The sequence below is a fragment of the Stenotrophomonas sp. G106K1 genome, from assembly GCF_037969685.1.
GTDB lineage: Bacteria > Pseudomonadota > Gammaproteobacteria > Xanthomonadales > Xanthomonadaceae > Stenotrophomonas > Stenotrophomonas lactitubi.
In genome coordinates, this window is record NZ_JBBPFR010000005.1 from 125,062 (window position 1) to 151,197 (window position 26,136).

A 26,136-nucleotide genomic window follows, 5' to 3' on the forward strand; every position below is an offset into this window, starting at 1 on the left:
GCGAAAGCCTGCGAACGAACCCGGATGGTGAAACCTAGCTGGCGCAAGGGCTGAGACTGGTGTCACGAAGGCGTACGGAAGCTAGGGAACGCCCTAAATTCAGACACTCTCTCCGCCAGAATGCAAAAACGCCCCGAAAGGGGCGTTTGCATTTGTGCAGTAACGACACAATGTCGTCAGAACGCAGGCTCGATCACCGGAGAAGAATCAATCGTCGGGTAGGAAAGCCGATACTTCCGCGTGGTGTCCACATCCACCAGGATCTCGATGGAGCGTCGCCTGGCGATCGCAGCCTTGGTCACGCCCAGCGCGCACAGGCCCGTGGCCTCAAGCACCGTTGCGGTCATCAGATGCCGACCTGGCTTCAAGGCAAACGTCACCGTTTCAGCAGTGTTGAGGTGGGCGGCCATCTTTTCGTCAACCATGACGCCCACGGCGCACATTCCGTTGATCGCACCTATATCGCGTGTCACGACGACATTGCCGGTTGAAGGCCCCTGAACGGCAAGGGGGAATACCCGCTCAGCGGGCACTGGCCTTACGTCAGCGACCTCGGGCTGCCGGGTAGGCAAGGCGCAGCTCGTGGCCAGCAGTGGAACGGCGCACATCGCGGTACGAATCATGATCTTGGCGGTTCTGCGATACATGCTTCGCTGCCTGTAGAAAAGACCTGTCCCAGGGCGAAAGCTCGCTCTGGTGGCGCGACTTTACAGGAAGCCGAGGTAACCTCGTCCATGGCTCTACAGGAACGTCGGTTTTCGCCAGCAGGTCGCCATAAGTACCTCTGAGTTTGACTATCAGATGGGCGTTTCGCTGATGAATTCTGCAGGTGGACTACCGATCCACACCGCCTCTGATTGACTGCATTCAGCCCATGCGCATCGCTGCTTGCGTCTGCTCCTGGGCGTGGTCGTGCTGCGCGACCTGCTGCGCCTTCGAAACTTGCTCGACCTTGGCAAGCGAATGCTCCACGGGCGTGTTGATTGCCTCGCTGACCGCCACCGATGCGCGCAGGTGTGCCGGGTTGTTGAGCTCGCCCTGCACGACGAACATGCGCGGGCCAGACTCGTTGCTGAGCGGGTTGCCCAGTACCACATGATCCACGCGCTCCAGGCCGTTGCTCTTGGCCGTTGCCAGCAAGCTGGCTGTTACCCGCTCGCTGGTTTCATCGAAGCTGCGCCCGTGCTTGGCATCTACGGCGGATACTCCGTCGCGAATCTGCCGGTAGAGCGAATGGTCAGGATGGCCTTCCTTCCTGGGATCCAAGCCTGCCTTGTCCAAGGTGGATTCGATGCTTTGCTGCAACGGGCTCTTGGGAGAGAAGCCGGGATTGCTGAGAGAGGGAGAGCCCTTGTCAGTTGCGTCCTGTGCCATTCGCTCACCGGGTTTGAGCGCAATGCGGGGCTGCTGCTCCGCTTCGGCCTCGCGGCGAGCGTATGCGCCTGCATCCTCGGTGCCACGCAGGTAATTGATCCCGTCGCGCAGGAGGCCAGGTCCACCGCCTGCAAGCACCGTGACTCCCGCGCGCAGTTGATGGATGTCACTGCGGTAGTCGGCAATCCGGCGCAGGTCTTCAGGGTCTGTAACCCGGGCACTGGGGTCATCCAACACGGACTGCACTGGCCCCTTATCGGTCATGCGATCAAGGAAATGGACCATTCGATGGGAGTCACCCAGCTGGACCGCCACGGCAGCGGAGATGGCGTGGCCGCTTCTCAATCCTGGTGCTACAAGGGACGCGACGCGTTGGCCCTGCTCGGCGTTGCGAAGAACCTCGAGTTCCTTCGGGAGCGCGTACATCTCAACCTTGCCGTAGTGCGGGCCGCCAGCGCTGACCAGGTCGCCTGCCATCACATGGTTGGTGAAGGGCGCCGCATTGGCGGGTTGGCCTTCGGGCAGGCGGTACGCCAACCCGGCAGCACCGTAAGGATTGAAGGCATCGCCTGGGAGGTTGTAGTGATGCGCAGTGATCTGTGCGAGTGCACCGCCCAGGGAGTGGCCGGTGACGGATACCGGACCATACCCCTTCTCTTCAGCCAGCTTGGTGGCCTGCTTGGTCAGCGCTAGGGCATCGCCGAGTTGTGCGTTGAGCTTGGCGGTGACCATCGCTGCATCGATGCCGCCGTCAATCAGAGGCTGGCGATCGAATTCGGTGCCGCGATGGGCGACGATTACTTCTTTGGATTCTGGGTTCTGATAGACGACCCCTTGGTAGCCTGTGTCGGAGTTTAGGCTGGCCAATACGCGATATTCCGTCCCGGCAATGGTAACGATGGCCTTGGGTTCCGGGAGCGGGTCCTTGTAGACATGATTTGAGAGGGTTGCACTTGCTCCAGGGTTCATGGGGCTACTCCTTCAGTCCGTGTGGAGATTTCGATTGGAAAGTATTCTTTTCGTTTAGCTTGAGGCATCTTCTCGTACGAAACCGAAGGCTCGGTAGGCGTCCACTCTGGTGATTGCCCTGAAGTCATGGGGCGCAATGCGCGATCTACGTAGGTGGTAGAGGATTTTTCGGTTTCAAGCTTTGTGAATGAGGTCCAGGCGGTTGCTTGGATTGAGCGATTATCGATGATGAAGTCGAATGAAGCTTCCACGAGAACGGGTGTCCATGTGCACGGGCCACGACCGTAATAGTTGGCGACTTCCATTCCGTCCTTAAACAAGGCGCTGCTGAAATCAGTAGTACTGAGGCGCTGTGCTTGAAGCTCAACCTTGTGCTGGTTAGGTTCGTACTGCACACCCTCGTAGTTGTTGACCGGGGGGAGGCAAAGTGGGTCTATCTCGTACGTGACGAAGATCTTAGGAGCTGGGATCTCCACAGGCGCATCGTGGACCCGGATGACAATCGGCAGCGGATCCTTGGGCGCGGGATTTTCGCGGTAGACCGGGTATGAGCGTTCCTTGTTGCAGCCTGGAACGGCCAGGGTGATCAACGCGATCAATGCCACGTGTGGAAGGGCTCTAAGAAATTTCAGCATGAGCGGTCCATGTCGCTGATTGAAGTACTACGGGGGTAGGCTTGTACAGGGCGACTACGGAGCATGGTTCTCAATGCGCGAAACCGCCGACAGGGCTGGCCCGATCGCCTGTGGGCCCGACACGGGGTTCGGTTGTCGGACACGGCGCCTTGGGCCAAACTTAGGGGCAAACGCGACAGCCTTGGCCCTGCTGGCTGTTCATTTCCACGGCCTTCATCCATGCGACCCAGTGATTCGGGGCTTTGCGGGATTGCGTTCACCGGCGTTCCATTGCTCTGCGTCATCTGACTATACGACCCGCATCGGTCGGGCTCCAAGGTCTCGACCCTCCATGCCAAGGTATGAGCGCTGGATCACACATTCAGAATGCCTCACCCCATGGCTGTTTTCCGATGGCGGCGCAGATGATTGAGGCGTGAGAGCCTGTGGGGCCGTTCGGATGTCTACGACAATGCGTACCTGCAGACGTTGGCCCACTCCGTCAGCATGCGGCGCCTCTTCACCAACACTGCGCCTCGCTTGAAGGCGGCTTGGCCTTGTCGTAGATCTGGCGCGCTTGACGGTCTCGGACAGGACGTCCGGGGGGCAAGGTAGAACCCACCTGTCGCAGCGACCTACGAGCGGTCGCTGACGATTCAAGAGCGTTGGGTCAGGCGGGTTGAACCTTCCGCCCCTTGAGGAGCCGCGCCGTAGCCAGGCCCCGCGCGACCAGTCCTGAGGCAATGGCCAGCCATAGCATCAGAAGCGAATTGCCAGTATCTCCAGCGGCCACCGCCACGGACGGATCATGGAGGTAGTAGCGGATATCAATCTCCTCGGCTTCGTCGGATGCACGCATCTGATTGCCGAGACTGTTGGATACCGCAATCTTCTCCACCCGCTCCTGGCCGTCTTCAGTTTCGAACTCGACATTCAGGACGAAATTGTTCTCTCGATCCTTTCGCTCGTCCCAGGTGACTTCAGTCACCTGGCCCACGGCATCCCGCCCGTCGAGTCCGTCGGTGAGGGCATGGCGATGATGGTCTTTGTAGGCCACCACAGAGAGTGCGATAGCCACACCAGCGGCGAGAATGTTGCGCCAAGAAGTGAAATTCACGGTCAGCTCCCGAATCGATTGAAGCAGGCGGCCATACTGACCTGCGGGGTTGCGTCCAATCCAATGCGCTTGATGAGCATGGAGTGTGCGCGTCACTTGGCGGCCGGTTGGCCTTGCAGTGGAAGCGCTTTCCGCCGTGATTCACGACACCCGGGCGGGTCGAGACATCGAGCGCGGACGGGGCAGATTGCGACGTTCTGCGCATTGACGGGGGAGTGTCCGGATCTCGTAGCGCTCCGCTTGGCACATGTCGCTTTTGACACCGCTCTGCGTATGGACGGTCCAGATTCTCAGCGGTATCCGGCATGCGAAGTGCGCCATTCAATGCGCAAGTCGGCATCCCATGACGCAACATCCGCAACTACGCACTGATACGAGCTTTCCCTGCTTTTCATCGCCAGCGCAACGAGTCAACCATGGCCTCGCCAAGGCACCTGCCTCGGCCGGGATTGGCGTCCCGAACTTACGTACCGCTACCGGTCTTGCTTGCAGCCACAACTGCAGTCACGACAATGCGCCGATTGCCAGTCCATGGCGGACGGTGCGTGGGGATCTTCTGATCCGCCGGCTTTAGCGGTACGTATCCGGCACGCCAACCCGCACCGTCCGCCACCTTGCATCTGCAGGTGGCCACACCGCGAGGTTGCCATCATGCCTGACCTGCTTCCCGACTATCCCCGTCTGCACGCGCTGCTCGGCGATGCCGTGCGCGATCTTCCCAATGCTCTCGCCGAAAAGATGGAAGACGCACTCAGTGACGCCGCCGAGTCCGCGCCTCCCTCGGCGTTCTTCACATTCCTGCAAGGCCACGGCAAAGGCCATCGTGCGGACGGCACGCCGTGGTCCGAAAACCGCCTCACGCCCGGTCGCGCTTTCGACTTGGCTTTGGCCACCCGCAGTGCCTCGGGTATCACCGCGCTCACTGCCATGTTGCACGCTGCACACGTAGCCCGGGAGAACGACGATCCGGGCTTCTATCCGTCGGCAGCGCTGGTCGATGGTCTGTTTGATGCATGCGAAGCACTGTCGCTGCAGGTAGAGCGCTGTCTTGTCCCCTGACTTGCCGGCGCATTGCCACGGACAGGATGAGGGCGGTGAACCCGTGCTCCCCGCCCTCTATCCGCTGAACTCTCAGGTAAACTTCGGAGAAACGATCTGGGGAAATGAATGAAGAACGTCGCAGCGCTGACCATCGTGGTCGCTCTTTTCTCGCTGGCCGGATGCTCTACGGTGCCAGTGACGGAGGCCCAGGCCAAGCCGATCGCTTCCGAGCGGGTCTACCTTCCGCAGTACTTGCAGGAGTCTGCTGAGCGCTCGGCGACGATCTATATCAGCCGTGACAAAGGTTACTTTGGCTCCGGCTGCTCGCATGACATCTATCTCAACAACGAGAAGGTGATGGCGATCAGGCAGGGCGAGGCGGCCACGCTCCATGTTGTTCCGGGGGCCTACTTCCTCAAACTGGAAACGGGCGGTGGTCTCTGCCCGAACATTTCCACCTCGCAGAATCTGACGCTGGGCGCGGGCGAACGTCAGGTGTACCGCGTGCTGCTTCCCTCCGATGGTAATCTTCGCGTGACCCGGGACCAGTAAGCTGCGGGGCATTTGCCCGGCAAAGCCGACACGCTGCCTCTTGTACCCCTTGCACGGATCGCAGAGGAACATTCGCCGATGGAATTCGAGCTCTGGATAACCTGGTCACCTGGATGTTTCGAAGCCACTGCCCTTAGGCAGGGATGGCGTTTCGATATCAGTGAAGGACTTTGGCGGATCGACATCAACCGGGTAGAAACACACCTGCAGCAGGATCTGGCCGCTCAGCAGTTCGGTGCCGCCGTTACCCGTTTCATTTTCGGATTTGAGATGCATCGCATAGGCGGCGTGCTGGACGATGAATCGGTTCTGCAGTCCATGGCGGCGACACGCGATCTGACGCGCTATTACCGATCCAGACACGCGTTCCTGGCGGTTGGTCAGCTTGAATGGACGCAGGTCCGCCATCTCGATGCAGCCGCCCAATGGGCCGCTTACACTTCCACTCTGCTGCATGCGGTCGACAACTGGAGTCGCCAGTCACGCAAGCCGAAGGACTTTGACGTCTCCTCATTCCGTACAGCGATTCAGCAGAGCCTACAGGCGCTGACGGAGGATCAATACGCTGTCGATACGGAATCAATGGACCTATCGCCACCCGAGTGGGATGAAGCTGGTCGATTCATTCATCGGAACCTGGATCCCGGTTCGCTCGATGGTTGAGCAGCCTGTGAACCGGAGGGCCGAGGTCATGACGACTTCGGAAGTGTTCGAAATGCCTGAAGCGATATTCCCGGGGCCTGTTCCACTGACCTCAATCTTTCTATAGTGGTTCCAAACCCCGCAATGGAATGGCCCGATGCACCCGATGTCCTCCGGGCGGTGCTTGGCACTCGCAATCGCAATCGCCGTTAGCGCCAGTGCCTGCGCACGTGCGCCGTCCACCGAAAACGAAAGGAATCCTGCCATGTCCGGCGTAACACAGACCGGCCGCACCCTCAACGGCCACACCTATACCAACGCGCCCGTGGACGTGAAGCTGGGGCCGAACACCTTCCGTATCCCCGCCAACTATCTGGACAGCCAGATTGCGCCATGGCCGGGTGAAGGCGTTTCGCTGGTCATTGAATGGCCGGACATGACGCCAACCGCACCGGGCGCACGGGCCAATCCCCGTACGAATGATTTCCGCAGGGAGATCGCGGTGGCGGTGAACTACATCGACAGGATTCCAATCGAAACTTCGCTTGCCCGACTGTCGTCCAACGAGGCCCTCACCGAGGAGGGATCGGTGGAGCGAGGCGATCCACGGGCACGCCTGGACCAGCGTATTGCCCGGTCATCGACACTGGGACTGATCCCGTATGCCATCGATGAAGAGAAGATGGCCCGCTACTCAAAGGACTACGAAGCACGCTACGGCAAGCCTCCTGTGCGCAACCCGGCTTATGAGGATGACTGGTACGTTGCGCGTGATGACGCGGGTCAGCTCACCACGTTCCTGAAGTGCGAGACCACCCGATTCCGGGGTGATGGTGTGCGCCTGGAAGGCGATCAGGTCATCGATCTGGAAGACCCGGTAGCAGCGGGGTGTACGCACTATTTCGTGGATGTCGAGAACAAGCTTTCGATCACCTTGAACTACAAACGGGCGTTCCTGAAGGACTGGAAGCGCATGGAAGATGCGGTACGTGATGTTCTGGCACGCACCAAGGCCAGGTGATCTGAAGACAAGTCGGAGTAAGTCATGGGTGGACTGACCCAGAAGGACATCAGGATCCTCACTGCGTATGCGGATTCGGGCAATCGGGAGCTCTACTGGAACTATCTCTCGCAACTGCCAGGTGCAGACGGGTATGGAACACTGGCGTTGGGCGTTGTGCGCAACGACAGCCTGCCTGGGCGGGTGGCAAACAGCTACGCACAGGAATATGCGCGAACGCAGCACGACGATGGTTCACGCTTCCCCAATGCGGTGTTGAGTGAACGGCAATGGGAGGCGTTCGGACAGAGTCTGCTCAAGCAGGACCTCGTGTTGCGGCAGTACTGGTCGCAGCAGCAGCGGCCGGATCTTGCCTTGAACCTGCCCGGCAAGGATGTGATGACCGCGCACGACCGCGCGTTCGAGCAGCACCACCTCGACCCCAACTGCTGGACACCCCGCGTGCTCCTTCAGGCCGCACTGGAAAAGAGTGGCCCGCAGAAGCTGGAGCAGATCTGGACCAACATGCTCGACAACGGTGGCGCTGGACTTCCGCGGGTGGGAAGTACCAGCCGCGATGCGTTCACCCAGATGGGGTTGAGCAAAGGGAGCCAGTACATCGGCACGCTGACCTTCCATGAGGTCACCCAGGCCCTGGATGGCCGCTCTTCGGTCGATCCCAACGTCATCGGCGGCCTCAGTTCCTACGCGCTGTACTTTGAAAAGGACGGCAAGTGGGCCAGTGTCACCTCCGGCGGCGGCCACAGTTCGCTGCGCGAGATCACCGATCCGGCCCGCATCGCTGAACTCAACGATGCGCGGGAAGTCCGCCTGGAGCGGAAGCAGAAGGCCACCCAGTTCCACCCGGAAGATCCGTACCGAACCATCACCCGCAGCCCGCTTACCGCATCGGTCGACGGCATGCCCGACCTCCAGCGCGGCCCAATGCGTCTGGCAGATATCGGCCCGGGCCACGCCGAGTACGACCTGTTGCAACAGGTCAGCGGGCATGTCGCCGGCATCGACGCGAGAGCGGGGCGCACGCCGGATGAAAGCAGTGAACGGCTGACCGCCAGCGTGATGGCCCTTGCCCGTCAGAACAACCTGGACCGTGCCGACCATGTGCTGCTCAGCGCGCAGACGGCGGACAACCCTGCGGGCCGCAACGTGTTCGTGGTGCAGGGAGACCTGGGTGATCCCGCCCACCTGCGCGCATCGATGCCCACGGACGTGGCAGTGCAGACACCGGTGGAGCAGTCGCTGCGGCAGATGGAGACGGACAGCATGGAACGGCAACAGCGGGCAATGCAGCGTCAGCAGGAGATCGACTTCCAGGCGCTGGAGAATCCTGCCATGCGGATGGGATGATTACGCATCGGATCAACATCACAGCGCAGGGGCGAACCTGGCCCGCTCCTGCGAGGCAGCGTTGCGCAGTTCAGAACGTGTAACCGGCCTGCACATACACCCGGCGCGGCTCGCCCGGGAAATGGCCATTGCGCTCGATGAACCCGCTGGCGGCATACACCTTGTCGAACAGGTTCTTGACGTTGGCCTGGAACTGCCACCGCTTCCACGTGGTTTTCCAGCTCATGTCGAACACCGTGTAGGGCTTCACCCGTTGGCCATCCAGGCTGATGCGCTCATCCACGTAGTCGGCACCAAAGCCGATGGCTGAACGGATCGCGGGCAGATCGTAGCGTGTCCACAGCCCCAGCTTGTTGCGCGGTGCATTGGCGAAGCGGTTGCCAGAGGCATTGGTGATGCCATTGGGGCCCGCGTCCTTCACCCGCGCATCGTTGTAGGCGTAAGTCAGGTTCAGCACCCAGCGCTCGGTCACGTCGGCCAGAAGATCCAGTTCCATGCCGGTGCTGCGCACCAGGCCCAGCGCCGCCAGCTGGTTCACGCCATTGATGACCTCGCCAGTGGCCTGCACGATGTTGCTGCGGTCGATACGGTAAGCCGCCAGGTTCAGGCTCACGCGCTCGGCAAGCAGCGATTTCATGCCCACTTCCCATTGCCTGCTGCGCTCTGCATCGAACGGTCCGCCTGCGGCGGAGTTCTGGTTTGCTGCTGACTGCGGTACGAAGCCGCTGGCCACGTTGGCATACAGGTTCAGACCATCGCGCACGGTGAAGGTACTGCCCAGCCGCCAGCTGATGTCGTTGCCGTCCACGCTGCTACCGGCGATGCGGTCGTCATCCTTGAACCCATCCCAGCGCAGGCCGGCCAGCACGTGCCAGCGCGGGGTCAAGGCAAGCTCATCCTGCAGATACCCGCCATAGCGCTTGCTGCGTGTGCTGGTGCTGCGCCAGGGCAGCGCAGACAGGTTGTAGTCGTGCCAGGTACTGGCGCCGTACACCGGGTTGAACAGATCGATGCCGCGCACAGGGCCGGCGCCGCGGGCGAGGTCGGCGCTGTTGGCGGTCTGCGCGGTGAAGTCCGCATCCAGCTGGTACACGTCCGCACCGAACAGCACCTTGTGTTCGATCGCACCGGTGCTCAGCCGCCACACCGCATTGGCGTTGGCGGTGAACGCCTCGTTGTCACGGATCTGGTTGCGCAACTGCCGGGTCATCCATTCGGCCAGGCCATCGCGGTCGCGGTCGATCAGGCCCATCGGCTCGTGGTACATCTGGTGTTCGTTGTTGCTGAACCAGCGCGCGGCGACGTCCACGTCGAGGTCGTCGTGCGGCGCGAAGCGGTACTGCGCCAGCGCCACCTTGGCACGCATGTCCAGGAAGTCGCTGGCTTCGTTGTGGTTCCAGCGGCGGTCGGTCAGAAAGGTGCCGGCATCGTTCACTGGCACGCCGCGCAGCCGGTTTCCGCCCAGGTTCTGGGTAATGTCGGTGAACTGCAGCGTCAACTCGCCGGTGTCGCCCACGTCGAACGCCAGCGAGGCATCGCCGATCACGCTTTCACTGTCTGTGTTCCAGCGCACGCCTTGTTCGCTGTCACCATACAGGCCGGCGCGGTAGCGCACCGTGCCGGCTGCGTTCAACGGCCCGGCACCTTCGATCGAGCCGGCGCGGAAATCGCGGTTCCCAACCTGCAGCTCGATGCGGCGTTCGGCAGTGGCCTTCGGCTTGCGCGTCACATAGTTGATGACCCCGCCAGCATCGCCACCCCCGTACAACGCGCCGGCCGGCCCCTTCAGCACCTCCACCCGCTCGATGTTGAACAACTGCGGTACCGAGAAGCCCGCATAGGGATCGCCACGCAGGCCGTCATACAGCACGTTCTCCTGACGGAAACCACGCAGGGTCACCCCGGCATAGCTGAAGTAGCTGATGCCGCTGATGCTGCGATAGAGATCGGTCACCTGGCGTGCGGCCTGGTCGTCGATCAGCTCGCGCGGCAGCACCTGGATGGACTGCGGCACCAGTTCCAGCGGTGTATCGGTACGGGTGCCGACAGCGGCATCATCTACCCGGTACAGCGTCTGAGCGCGGCCGCGCACCTCCACCTTGTCCAGCGCCTGCACAGGGCTGGGCGGGGCGTCGGCGGCGTATCCGGGGGTCGCGAAAGCCAATGTCGTGGCCAGGCACAGAATGCTGCGGCGGGGCAGGAAGTGGGGCATGGGCGTATCTGGCTTGTCTGCAAATGAGAAAGATTAACATTTGCAATGGGCGGGTGCCCATCCCCCGTTTGCGTTATGAACGCGCCGATGGACCCGTATACGGCGTACCGGCCAATGTGACCAGCACGCCGGTGGCACCGCGCACGATCGGCGGCAGCGTCGCCTGCCGCGGATCGCCGCCGCAGGGCAGGACACGCAGCCCCTGTGCGTAGGCGGCCACCATCTACGCCGCCAGCATCGAGGCGCCCAGCCGCGCCTCGGCATCATCCGCGGGCTGCCCCGTCTGAGGTCAGGCGCAGCCCGCGCAGGGCTGCGCCGCCGTCTTTCAGAGATCCTTCTTTTTGCCGCTCAGGTCCAGCGGCTGGTCACTGCCTTTGCGCTCGCTCGACCAGACCTCAACGCTCTTGCTGCATCGGCTTTCGCGGGCGGCAACCTCAGGCGGCAGGTCCTTCACATGCGGCGACTCCTGGCAGGCCGCGTGCATGACTGAATCGTCATAGGTGGCACAGGCGCTGATCGAACCGAGTGCTAGGACACAGAGGGCGGAGCGGAACAGGGGCTGCAGGAGGCGCATAAGGGGGATCTCGAGAGGGCCGGTCTGGCCATCGGATTCAATCCGTGACCTGGCACACGCGCAATCGGACTGGCAGCACTTGTTATTGAGTAACAAGTGTGGAGATACTCGAGGATTGCCCACTGTCCATCAGGCAATGCAGGTCAGGAACACCGTCGAAAGCACGAGCATCAACACGAACACGCGCCGGCTCAATGCCAGGCAGGTCAGGCAGGCCGCAAGCGCCCACGCTGCCAGCAGCGCACATCCCAGCATCCACAGCGCCACCGTCATCATCGAGCCTGCCGCAGCGGCGGACAGCGCAAAGGCCTTGAACAGCGCCACGCCCAGCACGCTGCCCAGCGCGCCGGCCCGCAGGGCAATCGCATCGTGGCAGGTGGGGGAAAGCTGGCGGTGCATGTGGGCTGTGTCGCGCTTGGGGAGCTGGCGTGCGCAACTCTGCAACAAGGCGGATCTACGCCGTGTGTTTGTCAGCCTGCAGTGTGGTTGCCGCAGCCCAAGCGCTACTGCCTCAGTCGCACTCGCCGTAAACCGCTTCCAAGCTCAGCGACCGGCGGCGACAGCGGCCTTGCGGTTCTTCTCCAGCATCACCGACACGCACCACAGCAGCAGGCCGCCGACCGCCGTCGCCGCACCGACGTAGCCGGTGGTGGCCGGGCTGAAGCCGGCGCTGATCGCCATCCCGCCCAGCCACGGGCCGAGTGCATTGGCGGTATTGAACGCCGCATGGTTGGAGGCGGCAGCCAGGGTCTGCGCTTCACCCGCCACGTCCATCAGACGGGTCTGCAGCACTGCAGCCAGGGCGCCCATCGTACCCACGGTGATGATCATCGGGCCGATGGTCCACACCGATTCGGCAGCCAGCGGGTACAGCAGCAGCATCACGATCGACCACACCAGCACCACCGCAGCGGCCTTGAAGTGGAATCTGTCGACCAGCCAGCCGCCGGCGATGTTGCCGATGATCGCGCCGATGCCGAACACGCCCACCGCCAGCGGCATCCACGACTCGGCCACGCCGGTCACCTGCACCAGGGTCGGTGCCAGGTAGGTGAACACGCAGAACATGCCGGCAAAGCCCACCGCGCCGATCGACAGCGCCAGCCATACCTGGGTGGTGTTGAATGCGCGCAGCTCGCGCATCGGGGAGGTTCGCACCTCATCCGGATCGGGCAGCAGGAAGCGCGCGATCATCGCCACCGTGGCGATGGCCAGCACGCTGACCAGGGCGAAGGCGGTACGCCAGCTCAGCTGCTGGCCCAGCCAGGTGGTCAGCGGATTACCGATCAGGATCGCCACCGACAGCCCCAACAGCACGCGCGACATCGCTTGCCCGCGCTGGCCGGCCGGGCTGATTGCGGCCGCCACCAGCATCGCCACGCCGAAGTAGGCGCCATGCGGCAGGCCAGCGACGAAGCGCGCGACCAGCATCGTCCCGTAGTTCGGCGCCAACGCGCTGGCCAGATTGCCGACGGCATAAAAGCCCATCAGTGCCAGCAGCAGCTTGCGGCGCGGGAAGCTGGCGCCGACGAAGGCGAGGATCGGTGCACCCACCACCACGCCGATGGCGTAAGCGCTGATCAGGTGGCCGACCTGTGTTTCGCTGATCGAAAGGCCGCGGCTGATCTCCAGCATCAGGCCCATGCTGGCGAATTCACTGGTACCGATGGCGAAGCCGCCCAATGACAGGGCGAGGATGATCAGGGTGCGCTGGCGCGGCGTCAGCCGAGCGGCCAGAGGGGAATTGGGGCTCATGCGGGGGGGGGCGCAAAGGGGGCGGGGAAGCACCCCATTGTACTGCTGCACCGCAACAGGCATCAGCCGGGCTGGGGATAAATCAGTGTTCGATGGGTGGTGCTGCCAGCGTGGCCGGCTGGCCAAGTGCCGCCAGGGCCCGTCGGTATTTGTCACGCAGGCGCTCGGCGGTGGCGGCATCCAGTGATGCCAGCCGCGCTTCATCGGCGTTGTCGGCGATATCGGCCAGCTTGACCTTCAGTGCGAGTGGATCCGCCGAAATTCGTGCGTAGTACGTGTCGGTATCCGCCGCAGACGTCCGGCTGAGCAGCCGCACCGCCTCCTGCAACGGGGCGGGAAAGGCCTGCACCTGCGCAGCGAAGGCCGGGCAGTCCTCGACAACGTCATGCAGCCAGGCCACCGCCTCGGCTTCATCATCGCCGCGCACGGCAGCGGCCACCCGGCCAACGTGGCCGATGTAGGGGTGTCCTGCCTTGTCGACCTGGCCGGCATGGGCCTCCATCGCCAGCGTGCGAGCGCGTGCTACCCAGTCCATTGCGATCTCCCCGGTGCAAGCGTGTATTGTCGTACGGACTGTCTGCATGCCGCCACCACGGCCATGCAGGCATCATCGGACGCTGCAGGAATGGCATCTGGATTCCATCAGGGAGGTGAGACATGCAGGAATACACCCATCAGCTGGAACTACGCGGGCGCTTCCGTCTGGTAGCGGTGACCCACGAGCCGGTGTACGCTCCCGGCGATGTGGTCGGCCATGCGGTCATCGTCGACGGTGGGGAACGTCTGACCGACCTGATGTCGTTGGCCGATGCGCGCCGGTACCTTGAGGAACTGGTGCGGGAAGAGGGCGTGGAGCCCGGGCTGGAGAATGAAGTCAACCTGCGGAGGAAGGCGTCGCAGCGACGCCGCCGCTAAGCCGTCGCGCCCATGGGGCGCATCATGGAGGATTCGGGTGTTGTCCAGTAAGAAGTATCTGCTCATTGCCATCATCACGCTGGCGACCCTGCTGCTCGGGTTCGTGCTTTCCGGTTACCTGACGCTGCTGCTGCTTGGTCTGGATACCAAGCTGCTCACCTGGAATACCTATTACCAGTATTTCCACGCCATCGGCCAGCCGCAGGTTGCCCCGTTCGTGGGCAAGATCAAATGGGCCGGTTACCTCGGCTTTGGCCTGCCGCTGCTGGTGCTGGCCGTCGTCGGCCTGGTCGTGCTGTTGAAGAAGGACAAGCGCTCGCTGCACGGTGACGCGCGCTTTGCCACCAGCGCAGATCTGGCCAAACATGGCATGTTCAAGAAGAGCGGCCAGAGCATCGTGGTAGGCAGCCATGGCGGCAAGCTGGTGCGGCTGGATGGCCAGCAGTTCGTGATCCTGGCCGCTCCGACCCGCTCGGGCAAGGGCGTCGGCGTGGTCATCCCGAACCTGCTGGAGTACGGCGAATCGCTGGTGGTGCTGGACATCAAACAGGAGAACTTCGACCTGACCAGTGGTTGGCGCGCCAGCCAGGGCCAGGAAATCTACCTGTTCAACCCGTTCGCCGAAGATCGCCGTACCCATCGCTGGAACCCGCTCAGCTACGTCTCCGACGATCCGGCGTTCCGCGTCTCGGACCTGATGAGCATCGGTGCGATGCTCTATCCCGATGGCTCGGAAGATCAGAAGTTCTGGATCAGCCAGGCGCGCAATGCCTTCATCGCCTTCACCCTGTATCTGTTCGAGAACTGGGATGACGAGCGCAGCAGCGGCTTCCCGGGCGGGCAGGGTACGCCGACCCTGGGTGCGGTCTACCGCCTGTCCTCCGGCGATGGCAGCGACCTGAAGAAGTTCCTGAAGAGCCTGTCCGAGCGCCCATTCCTGAGCAGCAACGCGCGCTCGGCGTTCGCCAACATGCTGTCCCAGGCCGACGAGACTTTCGCCTCGATCCTGGGCACTTTCAAGGAACCGTTGAATCCCTGGATCAACCCGGTGCTGGACAAGGCCACCAGCACCAACGACTTCCTGCTCACCGACGTGCGCAAGAAGAAGATGACCATCTACATCGGCATCCAGCCCAACAAGCTGGCCGAAAGCCGATTGATCATCAACCTGTTCTTCAGCCAGCTGATCAACCTCAATACCAAGGAACTGCCCAAGTCCAATCCGGACCTGAAGTACCAGTGCCTGTTGTTGATGGACGAATTCACCTCGATCGGCAAGGTCGAAATCATCGCCTCGGCGGTGTCCTACATGGCCGGTTACAACGTGCGCCTGCTGCCGATCATCCAGAGCATGTCGCAGCTTGATGCCACCTATGGTCGTGAAGTCTCGCGCACGATCATTACCAACCATGCGCTGCAGATTCTGTACGCCCCGCGCGAACAGCAGGATGCCAACGACTATTCGGACATGCTGGGCTACACCACCATCCGCAAGAAGAACGTTACCCACGCACGTGAGAAGACCCATAGCTTCACCGAGGAGCGCCGCGCGCTGATGCTGCCGCAGGAGCTCAAGGCGATGGGGCCGGACAAGGAAGTCTTCCTGTACGAAGGCATCCCGCATCCGGTCAAGTGCGACAAGATTCGCTATTACAAGGATCGTTATTTCACGTCACGGCTACTGCCAAAGGTTGACGTGCCGATGCTTGATGTCTAAGTTGCAGACATGAAAGTGTGACGAATGCACGAATTCATGGAAGTGAATTAGTGCGCCACGTCAAAAAAATGCCATACGTCGGTAGATTTCAGATTTGTCTGACATGGAATTGACGTGTGGTTGTGCGAATCTATGCATGGCCTGCGAATCTGTGTGATTCGTCATGCTTTCAGAGTGGCCAGGAGTTTCAGCCATGGGAACAGGGATGGTTCCGACGTTGGTGAGGGTGCGTGAGAGGGGCCTCGGATGAGGTTGCTTCACGCGACTTGGTTGGCAGCTTTCGAGCTGCAGGGGAACCGTGCCCATGTGCTGTCAAGCAGTGCATTCGTTACGTTTCCGGCGTGCATCGCGCAGTGCCGGACGACCAAGGGACCAACATCGGGACTGCTTTTTCGTACGTCAAAGTGAAGCCCGTATGAATCAGGCGTTTATTGCAAAAATGTCCATCGCCGCAGTGGCGGCGCTGATGGTGGCAGGTTGTGCTACCAAGCCCGCACCCGACTTCGGAGGGCGCTGGAAGCCGGTCAACCGCTTTGCGACGGCTCCGACCGAGATTCCGCTGTACTCCAGCTATGTCTATCAGGCGTCGCCGATGGATCGCACGCTGAAGGCCATGCTCGAGCGCTGGGCCAAGGATTCCGGCCGCACGCTGGACTATCGCCTCAGTTCGGATTTCACCCTGTATGGCGCGGTGTCGGAGATCGACACCACCAACGCACAGCAGGCCGTGATTGATCTCACGGCGGCCTATGCGGCGCAGGGCGTTTCCGTCTCCATCGTCGGCAACCAGATCGTCGTGCAGAGCGCTGGATCGACGCCGACCGCGTCGGCCCAGGATCCCGAAGCCAGCAGCGGCAGCTGAGACCGCGTCGAAATCATCGAACGTGCCGCACCCCGCGCCTGGCGCAGGGGCGTCACGCCCATTGATGTTTCAGCAGTACGGAAGAACCCATGTTCCGCAAGAAGGATGCAGGCAACAGCCCCAAGGTCGAGCAGTCGGTCGCCAAGGCGGTCAGCTACGAGATCACCGTGGCCGACATGGCCCGGCGCAGCGAGCGTCGTGCCTGGTGGGTCGCCACCGGTTCGTTGCTGATGTCGCTGGCGCTGGCCGGCGGCTACTACTACATGCTGCCGCTGAAGGAGAAGGTGCCGTTCCTGGTGATGGCCGATGCCTATACGGGTACGGCGACGGTCGCGCGCCTGCGCGGCACGTTCCAGGGCGAGACGATCACCACCAACGAAGCGGTCAACCGCAGCAACGTCGCCCAGTACGTGCTGGCACGCGAGTCGTATGACTCGGCGGTGATGGGCCTGCGTGACTGGGAGCTGGTGTTTGTGATGTCCAGCGGTCCTGTCGCCCAGAGCATGCGTCAGCGCTATGCCGGCAACAACCCGCAGAACCCGTTCGTGATGTACGGTCGCGAGAAAGCGATCCGGGTCAAGATCCTCAGCATCACCCCCTTGGGTACTGAGGCGAACGGCAGTTTCCGCGGCGCTTCGGTGCGCATCCAGCGTAGCCTGCTCGACAAGCGTAGTGGCGCGGCGACCTATCTGGACAACCAGCTGGTGACGATGCGCTTCGAGTACAACCAGAACCTGGCGTTGTCCGAACAGGATCGTGTACTCAATCCGCTGGCCTTCCAGGTCACCGAATACCGCGTGGACAACGATTACGCACGTGGCGTGCCGGTGCCGGACGATGGCGCGATGCAGGCGCAGGCGCAGCAGGCCGCGCAGCAGGCACAGGGCATCTATGATCCGAACAACCCTGCCGCGGCAACCATGATTGATCCTGCAACGGGCCAACCTGTGGCAGTGCCAGTCAATGAGCAGGGGCAGCCGATGCAAGGCCAGCCCATGCAGGGGCAACCGATGCAAGGCCAGCCGATGCAGGGCCAGCCGATGCAGCAGGGGCAGGCCATGCCGCCGGCGCCGAACAATTCCACCGGAAATGCTGATGGAGCAAGCAACCGATGAGTAGTCGAAAAGTCAGGGGGAGCGCATTGGCGCTGCTGTCGTTGCTGTCGCTGGTGTTTTCCACCGCGGCGATGGCACAGGCGGTAGACCATTACGAGTATGAGAAGGACCGCATCTATCCGGTTCGCACCGGTCTGGGGCTGACCACCCAGATCGAACTGAGCCCGAACGAGAAAATCCTCGACTACAGCACCGGTTTCAGCAGCGGCTGGGAGCTGACCCGTCGCGAGAACGTGTTCTACATCAAGCCGAAAAACGTCGACGTCGACACCAACATGATGGTGCGCACCGAGACCCATTCGTACATCTTCGAACTGAAGGTGGTGGCGACCGATTGGCGCCAGCTCGAGCAGGCCCGTCGTGCCGGCGTGCAGTACAAGATCGCCTTCAGCTACCCGAACGACACCGTGTTCGGTGTTGCCCAGGAGGCCGTGGAGGAAGAGGCGCAGCCGCTGTTGAGCACAGAGTTGGCCAAGGATCGCCAATACAACTTCAACTATTCCTATTCGACCAGCAAGGCGAAGAAGATGGGGTGGCTGATTCCGGTCAACGCCTACGACGATGGTCGCTTCACCTATCTGAAATTGCCGAACTCACCTGAATACAAGACGGGCATCTTCCCGGCCGTGTTCGGTCGCGAGAAGGAATACGGAGAGGACTTCGTGGTCAACACCACCGTCGAAGGAAACACCCTGATCGTCCACGGGACCTACCCGTACCTGGTCATCCGCCACGGCGATTTCGTCGTTGGTCTGCGAAGGAACGTGAAGAAATGAGCCAGCAGAACACTCCCGGAAGCGATCCAAACAACGGGCGCGACGATAGCCAGAGCCCGTACGGCAGCGTTTCTGGCGCTGCGCCCGAGGCGTCGTCCAATCCCTATTTCGACAACACCCAGGCCGGCCCTGCGCCGGATCTGGACGCTGGTGCACCGCAGCTGCGCTCGGCCGAGGAACAACGCCTGAACCGCAAGGCGCTGCTGTTCCTGGGCGGCATCGTGGTGCTGCTGGTGGCCATGGGCTTCCTGCTGTTCCGCAAGGGGCAGGAAGACAAGGATGCCCCGGCGGACGTCAACAAGACCGCGCGCGCAGTGACGCCTGAGCTGCCGACGGCTACACCACCGCCGCAGGCTGCTGCCGATCCGATCCAGATGGTGCCGCCGCTACCGCCGCCGCCACCGCTGGATTCCGCCCCGCTGTTCGTTCCCCAGTCCGATTCGGCACGCGAGATGGACCGTGGCCCGACTTTGCTGGACCGCCGCATCGGCTCCGGGAGCGGGGTGGGTGGTGGTGATGGACAGGATGGCAACGGGGGCAATGGCGGCAATGGCGGCCGCGGCATGGATGAGTACACCCGTGCCATGCTGGCCCAGCTGCCCAACAACCAGGCGGCGCCGGCAAAGGTCCGTCGCGGACCGGACGTGGAAGACGTGTCCAGCGCCAGCTTCATCCGCAGCCCGGATGCCCTGCTGGTGCGCGGCACCTATCTGCGCTGCGTGCTGGAAACCCGCATCATCACCGATATCGCCGGCTATACCTCCTGCCTGGTGACCGAGCCGGTCTATTCGATCAACGGCCGCAACCTGCTGCTGCCGAAGGGTTCGAAGATCTATGGTGCATACGGTGGCGGCCCAACCGGGAAGCGCGTGGAAGTCATCTGGGATCGCATCACGACCCCGAACGGCATCGACGTAGCCATGTCGAGTCCTGGCGTGGACCAGCTGGGTGGCGCCGGTCATCCGGGTCAGTACAGCGCCCACTGGGGTAGTCGCATCGCGTCGGCCCTGATGATCAGCCTGATCGCTGACGCCTTCAAATACGCTGCCGCAGAGCACGGTCCAGAGTCGACCACCGTCGCCAGCAACGGCTTCGCTGTCCGCTCGCCCTATGAGAGCGCCACCGCGCGCACCATGGAGCGCTTGGCCAATGAGGCCCTCAGCGAAGGTCGTCGTCCGCCGACTGTCACCATCAACCAGGGCACGATCGTGAATGTCTACGTCGCAAAGGACGTTGATTTCACCAGCGTGCTGAACCCGCGCCGGTAAACCAGAACGATCATGGACGCCGAAGTGTCGCCCCTCGCCCTCGTCTCCAGCGATTTCCTGCGCTATCAGTACGAAGTGCTGGGCATCGCCGAGTACATGACTTCGCCTGACGTGACGGAAATCTGCATCAACCGTCCGGGCGAGCTGTACCTGGAGACGCGGGCAGGGTGGCAGCACGTGAGCGTGCCGAGCCTGACCTTCGAGCGGGCCCGGCAGTTCTGCACCGCGGTGGTCAACGAGAGCAACACTGGTCAGCGCATTACCGATGCCGACCCGGTTGTGTCGCTGACCTTCCCGACCGGGCAGCGTGCGCAGTTCGTGATTCCGCCGGCCTGCGACGCAGGCAAGGTGTCGATCACGATCCGTCTGCCGTCCAAGCACACCAAGTCGCTCACCCAGTACCACGAGGATGGCTTCTTCAACCAGATCCTCGAGCAGGATGGTGGGGTCAGCGAGCAGGATCGCGAGCTGCTGGAACTGCGGCATTCCCGCGAGTACGCTGAATTTTTCCGGCGGGCGGTGATGTACCGCAAGAACATCGTCGTCTCTGGCGCCACCGGTAGCGGCAAGACCACCTTCATGAAGGCGTTGGTCAATCATATTCCGGACAGCGAGCGCCTGGTCACCATCGAAGATGCGCGCGAACTGTTTCTGACCCAACCCAATGTCGTGCACCTGCTGTATTCCAAGGGCGGGCAGAGTGCCAGCAACGTGACGGCCAAAAGCTGCATGGAAGCCTGCCTGCGCATGAAGCCCGAACGCATCATCCTCGCCGAGCTGCGCGGCGATGAGGCGTTCTACTTCATCCGTAATTGCGCGTCTGGTCACCCCGGCTCGATCACCAGCTGCCACGCCGGCAGCCCGGAGCAGACCTGGGACCAGCTGGCGCTGATGGTGAAGGCGTCGACCGAAGGTTCAGGTCTGGAATTCAACGTCATCAAGCGTCTGCTGATGATGACCATCGACATCGTCGTGCATATCAAGGCCCATGCAGGCTCGCGCTATATCACCGGTATCGATTTCAATCCTGGGCGCACCCAGGGGCAGGAGGGCTGAGCGATGTTGCCAGGACTTGAAATGATGGCGTGCCCGGAGATGGCCGTCTCGATGGACGTCATGCAGCACGTCATCAACGTGGAATCTTCGAGCAACCCCTACGCCATTGGCGTGGTTGGTGGTGCACTGGCGCGCCAGCCCAAGGCGCTGGACGAAGCGCTCGCCACCGTGCGCATGCTGGAGGAGAAGGGTTACAACTTCTCCATCGGCCTGGCCCAGGTCAATCGCTACAACCTGGCCAAGTACGGCCTGGATTCGTACGAAAAGGCATTCCAGCAGTGCCCGAACCTGCAGGCGGGTTCCCGCATCCTGGCCGAGTGCTACAAGCGCTCGGGCAAGGATTGGGGCAAGTCGTTCAGTTGCTACTACTCGGGCAACTTCGAAACGGGCTTCCGCCACGGTTATGTGCAGAAGGTCTATGACTCGATCCGTCGTGGCCAGCGGGTTGCCTCCAATGGCGTTGCGCCCATCGACGTGATCAATCGTGGTGAGCGCCGTACCGTCAAGGTGGAGCATCACCCGCAACTGGCGTCTCCGGCACAGGCACGCATCGTCGCCCAGGCCAGTACTCCGGTGTACGTGCCGTCCAACGATCCGGCACGCGCCTATACCGTCTATCCGTCTACCGGTGCGATGGCGCGCAGCAGTCTGGTCAATCTTGCCGATCAGGCGCTGTCCCGCGTTGTGCTGGGCTCGGTGGATCGAATGATGCAGCCGGAAGCCTCGGCAGGCGCCGGCTATCCGCAGTCGCCGCAGCAGAATCCGCAAGGCAGGCAGGGGCAGGGTGGGCCTGTCATGCCGCAGCAGCTTCCCGGAGCCGTCGCCGGCGACGATGCCCCGGTCATGCTGCGCCCATGGAGCGAGCGGAACGCACCTGTGGCGGGAAACGGCAACGTATACAACGCGCCAGCGGCAGCGCCGGTGCAACAGATTCCCGCAGGGGATGCGGCCTTCGTGTTCTGACGAAGTCGTGGTACGGCCAGTCCCCCGGCTGGTCGATTCAGTTGTGTTAGTCCATCAACAAGGAAATCAATCCATGAAGCGATCCAATCTCGACCTCGTCCAGGCCCAGCGCACGCTGAAGACCCTGCTGATGGCCACCCTCTTCGTGGGCGCCGTGTTCGCCCCGCAGGTGTTTGCCGGCGGCGCCACCGACTTCGGTGGTACCGACAAGAAAGTCTGTGGCTTCTTCAACAACATCAACGGGCTGTTGAACATCGCCTCGATCGCCGTGGTGACCATCGCGGTCATCTTCGCCGGCTACCAGATTGCGTTCGCGCACAAGCGCATCTCTGACGTCGCGTCGATCCTGATTGGTGGCGTGCTGATCGGTGCTGCCGGCCAGATCGCCCGCATGCTGCTGGGCGACGGCAGCGATGGTAAGTGCGGTGGCGGCGACGGCACCACGTACTACCTGATCAACAACGCTGTTCAGTACTACAGTGCATAAGAACGTACTGTTTCGCGGCTGCACGCGTCCGGCGATGTTTCTGGGCGTTCCCTACCTGCCATTTTTCATGGTGGCGGGCGGGTTGTTGCTGCTGAGCATGTATACCAACTTCTGGTTCCTGCTGACCATTCCGGTGGCCATCTTCATCATGCGTCAGATGGCCAAGCGTGACGAAATGATCTTCCGGCTGCTGGGCCTGAGGCTGATGTTCAAGCTCCGGGTTCGCAACGTGCAGGAACACGAAGGAATGTGGGTGTTCAACCCGAATCACTACCGCAACAAGCCAGCCCGAATGGATTGAGGGCTGGATCGGACAAGGTGGGCGTCAGACGCCCACCTCGTCCACTCCGAATCTTCGTCGGCAGTACCCTTTGGAAGCAGTCGTATGTTCAGCCCAGATACGTCCATCAGCGAATTCATTCCTCTGTCCTCGCATGTAGCCCCGAACGTGGTGAAGACCACGGGCGGCGATTATCTGTTGACCTGGCACCTGGAAGGGTTGCCGTTCGTGGGGCGCGAGGAGTGGGAGCTGGAACATCGGCACAACACCTTCAATCGGTTGCTGCAGACGCTGCGCGCGCCGGATTTCGTCAACGTCGCCTTCTGGGTGCATGACATCCGCCGTCGCCGCACGTTGAAGGGCAAGAGCAGCTACAAGCAGCGCTTCAACCAGGACGTGTCCGACCAGTACATGGGCATGCTGTCCTCGCAGCGCATCATGCAGAACGAGCTGTACCTGACCATGCTCTACCGGCCGGTAGTGGCCGGCAAGCGCTTCGTGGAGAAATCGGCCAACGTCGACAAGCTCCGTGCCGAGCAGGAACAGGCCGTCGAGAAGCTGATGGAACTGGCTGGCAACGTCGAAGCCGTCATCCGCGACTACGCGCCGTACCGCCTGGGCATGTACGAAGCCAAGAACGGCGTGGTGTTCTCCGAGACACTGGAACTGTTCGGCTATCTCATCAACCGCATCGATGAGCCCGTGCCGGTGCTGTCGGCACCAGTGAAGGACTACCTGCCGGTCAGCCGGCACATGTTCTCGGCCAAGACCGGCGACTTCGTGATCAATACGCCCAACGGCGTCAATCACTTCGGCGCCATCCTCAACATCAAGGAGTATGCCGAGGGCACCTACCCGGGCATCCTCAACGGCCTGAAGTATCTGGATTTTGAGTACGTCATCACCCATTCGTTCAGCCCGATGGGGCGCCAGGACGCGCTGAAGGTGCTGGATCGCACCAAGGGCATGATGATTTCCTCCGGTGACAAGGCCGTCAGCCAGATCGTCGAGCTGGACCAGGCGATGGATCACCTGTCCTCCGGCAATTTCGTGCTCGGTGAGTACCACTTCATCATGGCGGTGTACGGCGACAGTCAGGCAAAGCTGTCGCAGAACGTGGCCTCCACGCGCGCTGAACTGTCCAACGCTGGCTTTGTGACCACCAAAGAAGATCTGGCGGTTACCTCGTCGTTCTACTCGCAGATCCCGGCCAACTGGCGCTATCGCACCCGCTTGGCCAATGTCAGCTCGCTGAACTTCCTCGGCTTGTCGCCGCTGCACAACTTCGCCACCGGCAAGCAGCACAACAATCCGTGGGGCGACTGCGTCACCACGTTGCAGACGACCAACGGCCAGCCGTACTACTTCAACTTCCATGCCACCCATCCGTCGGAAAATTCGCTGGGTGAAAAGGCGATTGCCAACACCATGGTGATTGGTAAGTCGGGTACCGGTAAGACCGCGCTGATCAACTTCCTGCTCAGCCAGGTGCAGAAGTACGAGCCATCGCCGACCATCTTCTTCTTCGACAAGGACCGCGGCGCGGAGATCTTCGTGCGTGCTTGTGGTGGCAACTATCTGGCCCTGGAGAACGGCGCGCCGACCGGCTTCAATCCGTTCCAGTGTGAGAACAACGAAAGCAATGTGCAGTTCCTGGCCGACCTGATCAAGGTGCTGGCAGGCAAGCGCGAGTACAGCTCCCGCGAAGAAGAGGATATCTACCGCGCCGTCGAGAGCATGCTTGACACGCCGATGCACCTGCGCAGCATGACCAATTTCCAGAAGAGCCTGCCCAACATGGGCGACGACGGCCTGTACGCGCGCATGCGCCGTTGGACCTCGGGCAACTCGCTGGGCTGGGTGTTCGACAACCCGGTCGATACGGTGGACCTGAGCAAGGCCAACATCATCGGTTTCGACTACACCGACATCATTGACAACCCCGAAGTGCGCGTGCCGGTCATCAACTACCTGCTGCACCGGCTGGAGTCGCTGATCGACGGTCGTCCGTTGATCTACGTAATGGACGAATTCTGGAAGATTCTGGACGGTGAGGGTGGCCTGAAGGAATTCGCCAAGAACAAGCAGAAGACCATCCGTAAGCAGAATGGCCTGGGCATTTTCGCGACGCAGAGCCCGGAGGACGCGCTGAAAAGCGACATTTCCGCAGCGCTGATCGAGCAGACTGCCACGTTGATCCTGCTTCCGAACCCGAACGCCAGCAAGAGCGACTACCTGGACGGCCTGAAGCTGACCGAGGCCGAGTTCAAGGTGGTCACCGCCTTGGATGAGCGCTCGCGCTGCTTCCTGGTCAAGCAGGGTCACGCGTCCAGCGTGTGCCAGCTCAACCTGCGCGGGATGGACGACATTCTGTCGGTGATCTCGGCGTCCACTGACAACATCGACATCATGCATCGCGTATTGCAGACGGCTGCGGTACGCGCACGAGTGACGGTGGATGAACTGACGCCGGAACAGTGGCTTGAAGATTTCTACAAGAATCGAAAGGGCTCGGGCAAGGCGGCTGTCGCAGCGCGCGACACTGTTACCTGATCCGCGAGACGGCCTGCCCGAAGACTACGAGTTCCGATCAATGGAGACTGATATGAACAATACCAAGCAAGCTTCCTCGCCCCGCCGCCGCGCGCCCCGTCTTGCAGCGATGGCCGTGGCAGCCATGATGACGCTCGGCAGCGCCAATGTCAGCGCCTGGATTCCCGTGCAGGAGACCGGTACCAGCCTTATCCAGCACCTGCTCAATCAGATCAACACCTACAAGACTGAGGCGACCGCCTACGCGGCCAAAGCGCAGGACGCGGCCGAGTACGTCGAGCAGAACACCCGCTGGATCCGCACGCTGGAACAGTATCGCCAGGCGCTGATCCAGGTGCAGGCGGCGGTAAACAGCTTCGGCATGCCCGACAGCGCGCCGCTGGTGCCGGTGGCGCCGAACTATCTGGTTGCCGAAACCTGCGGCAAGGCGCTGGACTTCAGCCTGGAGTCCGCCTTCAAGGTGTTCGTGTTCAATCCGCAGGCGGATGTGAAGGAGCAGCAGATGCAGATCTGCGTCAACATCCGGATGATGCAGAACCGCAAGTACAACGACGCGATCGATTTCCTGACCCAGACCGTTCCGCGCATCAACAACTCCTTGACCCGCATCCTCAAGATCCGCCTGACCAACAACGATCAGGGCACCGTGCAGGGTGCCGACAGCGAATCGCTGCGCACCGCCAATGACATTGCCGCACTTGCCCAGAGCTGGGAAGCACGGATGAAATCCTATGATGCCTATATCGAGGTCATGGAGGCCAACCAGAAGGTGGTGGCGCAGGCCGCATTGAAGGGGGACCCGACCAAGCAGCTGATCAGCGACATGGTCAAGACCACCGCACTGAAGACCGCGCTCAGCGTCAAATGATTGCAGGCCGCTAGTACGTAGACAGGCGCTGCAAAGCGATGCGGCGTTCTTTGCAGTA

The 26,136-nt window shown here is 61.8% G+C and carries 26 protein-coding genes and 1 pseudogene; 17 read left to right on the top strand and 10 right to left on the bottom strand.

Annotation, left to right across the window (positions count from 1 at the left end; translation table 11 throughout):
- Positions 1-176 precede the first annotated feature (176 nt).
- From WKB25_RS07045 to WKB25_RS07060, 4 genes are all read right to left on the bottom strand, one after another.
- Positions 177-647 (bottom strand): hypothetical protein, encoded by a 471-nt coding sequence (locus tag WKB25_RS07045; RefSeq protein ID WP_340569652.1) that lies wholly within the window; start codon positions 645-647, stop codon positions 177-179.
- 220 nt (positions 648-867) lie between these two features.
- Positions 868-2,343, bottom strand: a complete 1,476-nt coding sequence (locus WKB25_RS07050; protein ID WP_340569654.1) for an XVIPCD domain-containing protein — start codon at positions 2,341-2,343, stop codon at positions 868-870.
- Positions 2,340-2,978 (bottom strand): hypothetical protein, encoded by a 639-nt coding sequence (locus WKB25_RS07055; protein WP_340569655.1) that lies wholly within the window; start codon positions 2,976-2,978, stop codon positions 2,340-2,342. Before WKB25_RS07055 ends, WKB25_RS07050 begins: the two co-directional genes overlap by 4 nt.
- 649 nt (positions 2,979-3,627) lie before the next feature.
- A complete protein-coding gene (locus WKB25_RS07060) occupies positions 3,628-4,074 on the bottom strand; it encodes a hypothetical protein (RefSeq protein WP_340569657.1) in 447 nt (148 codons plus the stop codon).
- A gap of 651 nt (positions 4,075-4,725) precedes the next feature.
- Between WKB25_RS07060 and WKB25_RS07065 the strand changes: the two genes are divergently transcribed.
- The 5 genes from WKB25_RS07065 (at position 4,726) to WKB25_RS07085 (ending at position 8,677) form a co-directional block, all read left to right on the top strand.
- On the top strand, positions 4,726-5,133 hold the full coding sequence (locus WKB25_RS07065; protein ID WP_340569659.1) for a hypothetical protein: 408 nt from the start codon (positions 4,726-4,728) through the stop codon (positions 5,131-5,133).
- Positions 5,134-5,241: 108 nt separating this feature from the next.
- Positions 5,242-5,667 (top strand): hypothetical protein, encoded by a 426-nt coding sequence (locus WKB25_RS07070; protein ID WP_340569662.1) that lies wholly within the window; start codon positions 5,242-5,244, stop codon positions 5,665-5,667.
- A 78-nt stretch (positions 5,668-5,745) separates the two neighbouring features.
- Positions 5,746-6,330 (top strand): hypothetical protein, encoded by a 585-nt coding sequence (locus WKB25_RS07075; RefSeq protein WP_340569664.1) that lies wholly within the window; start codon positions 5,746-5,748, stop codon positions 6,328-6,330.
- A gap of 136 nt (positions 6,331-6,466) precedes the next feature.
- Complete coding sequence (locus WKB25_RS07080) at positions 6,467-7,330, top strand: hypothetical protein (protein ID WP_340569666.1); 864 nt, start codon at positions 6,467-6,469, stop codon at positions 7,328-7,330.
- Positions 7,331-7,354: 24 nt separating this feature from the next.
- Positions 7,355-8,677, top strand: a complete 1,323-nt coding sequence (locus WKB25_RS07085; RefSeq protein ID WP_340569668.1) for an XVIPCD domain-containing protein — start codon at positions 7,355-7,357, stop codon at positions 8,675-8,677.
- A gap of 70 nt (positions 8,678-8,747) precedes the next feature.
- Here the strand turns inward: WKB25_RS07085 and WKB25_RS07090 are convergent, their stop codons facing one another.
- The 6 genes from WKB25_RS07090 to WKB25_RS07115 all read right to left on the bottom strand — a co-directional run bounded on the left by WKB25_RS07090 (position 8,748) and on the right by WKB25_RS07115 (position 13,753).
- Positions 8,748-10,889, bottom strand: coding sequence for a TonB-dependent receptor (locus tag WKB25_RS07090; RefSeq protein WP_340569669.1), 2,142 nt, complete (start codon positions 10,887-10,889; stop codon positions 8,748-8,750).
- Positions 10,890-10,962: 73 nt separating this feature from the next.
- Positions 10,963-11,112: a hypothetical protein gene (locus WKB25_RS07095; protein ID WP_340569671.1), complete on the bottom strand. Its 150-nt coding sequence runs from the start codon at positions 11,110-11,112 to the stop codon at positions 10,963-10,965.
- Between the two features lie 102 nt (positions 11,113-11,214).
- Positions 11,215-11,463 (bottom strand): hypothetical protein, encoded by a 249-nt coding sequence (locus tag WKB25_RS07100; RefSeq protein WP_340569673.1) that lies wholly within the window; start codon positions 11,461-11,463, stop codon positions 11,215-11,217.
- Between the two features lie 129 nt (positions 11,464-11,592).
- Positions 11,593-11,862, bottom strand: a complete 270-nt coding sequence (locus WKB25_RS07105; protein ID WP_340569675.1) for a hypothetical protein — start codon at positions 11,860-11,862, stop codon at positions 11,593-11,595.
- A 144-nt stretch (positions 11,863-12,006) separates the two neighbouring features.
- Complete coding sequence (locus tag WKB25_RS07110; RefSeq protein WP_340569677.1) at positions 12,007-13,218, bottom strand: MFS transporter; 1,212 nt, start codon at positions 13,216-13,218, stop codon at positions 12,007-12,009.
- An 82-nt stretch (positions 13,219-13,300) separates the two neighbouring features.
- Positions 13,301-13,753, bottom strand: a complete 453-nt coding sequence (locus tag WKB25_RS07115) for a phosphohydrolase (RefSeq protein WP_340569679.1) — start codon at positions 13,751-13,753, stop codon at positions 13,301-13,303.
- A gap of 122 nt (positions 13,754-13,875) precedes the next feature.
- Here WKB25_RS07115 and WKB25_RS07120 point away from each other — a divergent pair, with 122 nt between their 5' ends.
- The 12 genes and pseudogenes from WKB25_RS07120 (at position 13,876) to WKB25_RS07175 (ending at position 26,078) form a co-directional block, all read left to right on the top strand.
- Positions 13,876-14,133 (top strand): hypothetical protein, encoded by a 258-nt coding sequence (locus WKB25_RS07120; protein ID WP_025878723.1) that lies wholly within the window; start codon positions 13,876-13,878, stop codon positions 14,131-14,133.
- 37 nt (positions 14,134-14,170) lie between these two features.
- The gene (locus tag WKB25_RS07125; protein ID WP_340569681.1) at positions 14,171-15,850 is read left to right on the top strand and encodes a type IV secretory system conjugative DNA transfer family protein; all 1,680 of its coding nucleotides are present in this window, start codon (positions 14,171-14,173) and stop codon (positions 15,848-15,850) included.
- Positions 15,851-16,265: 415 nt separating this feature from the next.
- On the top strand, positions 16,266-16,712 hold the full coding sequence (locus WKB25_RS07130; protein ID WP_025878721.1) for a hypothetical protein: 447 nt from the start codon (positions 16,266-16,268) through the stop codon (positions 16,710-16,712).
- 89 nt (positions 16,713-16,801) lie between these two features.
- Positions 16,802-17,827, top strand: a complete 1,026-nt coding sequence (locus tag WKB25_RS07135) for a type IV secretion system protein (protein WP_340569683.1) — start codon at positions 16,802-16,804, stop codon at positions 17,825-17,827.
- Positions 17,824-18,603 carry a TrbG/VirB9 family P-type conjugative transfer protein gene (locus WKB25_RS07140; RefSeq protein ID WP_176020365.1) on the top strand — a complete coding sequence of 260 codons (780 nt, stop codon included), beginning with the start codon at positions 17,824-17,826 and terminating at the stop codon, positions 18,601-18,603. Before WKB25_RS07135 ends, WKB25_RS07140 begins: the two co-directional genes overlap by 4 nt.
- Complete coding sequence (locus tag WKB25_RS07145; RefSeq protein WP_340569685.1) at positions 18,600-19,871, top strand: TrbI/VirB10 family protein; 1,272 nt, start codon at positions 18,600-18,602, stop codon at positions 19,869-19,871. The genes WKB25_RS07140 and WKB25_RS07145 overlap by 4 nt, the downstream gene beginning before the upstream one ends.
- Positions 19,872-19,883: 12 nt before the next feature.
- Complete coding sequence (virB11, locus tag WKB25_RS07150) at positions 19,884-20,927, top strand: P-type DNA transfer ATPase VirB11 (protein WP_340569687.1); 1,044 nt, start codon at positions 19,884-19,886, stop codon at positions 20,925-20,927.
- Between the two features lie 3 nt (positions 20,928-20,930).
- A pseudogene (locus tag WKB25_RS07155) lies at positions 20,931-21,470 on the top strand (lytic transglycosylase domain-containing protein); the annotation flags it as partial.
- 493 nt (positions 21,471-21,963) lie between these two features.
- Positions 21,964-22,377: a TrbC/VirB2 family protein gene (locus WKB25_RS07160; protein ID WP_312106544.1), complete on the top strand. Its 414-nt coding sequence runs from the start codon at positions 21,964-21,966 to the stop codon at positions 22,375-22,377.
- Positions 22,370-22,678: a VirB3 family type IV secretion system protein gene (locus tag WKB25_RS07165; RefSeq protein ID WP_154880788.1), complete on the top strand. Its 309-nt coding sequence runs from the start codon at positions 22,370-22,372 to the stop codon at positions 22,676-22,678. The genes WKB25_RS07160 and WKB25_RS07165 overlap by 8 nt, the downstream gene beginning before the upstream one ends.
- 84 nt (positions 22,679-22,762) lie before the next feature.
- Positions 22,763-25,210, top strand: coding sequence for a VirB4 family type IV secretion/conjugal transfer ATPase (locus WKB25_RS07170; RefSeq protein ID WP_340569692.1), 2,448 nt, complete (start codon positions 22,763-22,765; stop codon positions 25,208-25,210).
- Positions 25,140-26,078, top strand: coding sequence for a hypothetical protein (locus WKB25_RS07175; protein ID WP_312106539.1), 939 nt, complete (start codon positions 25,140-25,142; stop codon positions 26,076-26,078). Before WKB25_RS07170 ends, WKB25_RS07175 begins: the two co-directional genes overlap by 71 nt.
- The last annotated feature ends 58 nt before the right edge of the window (positions 26,079-26,136 follow it).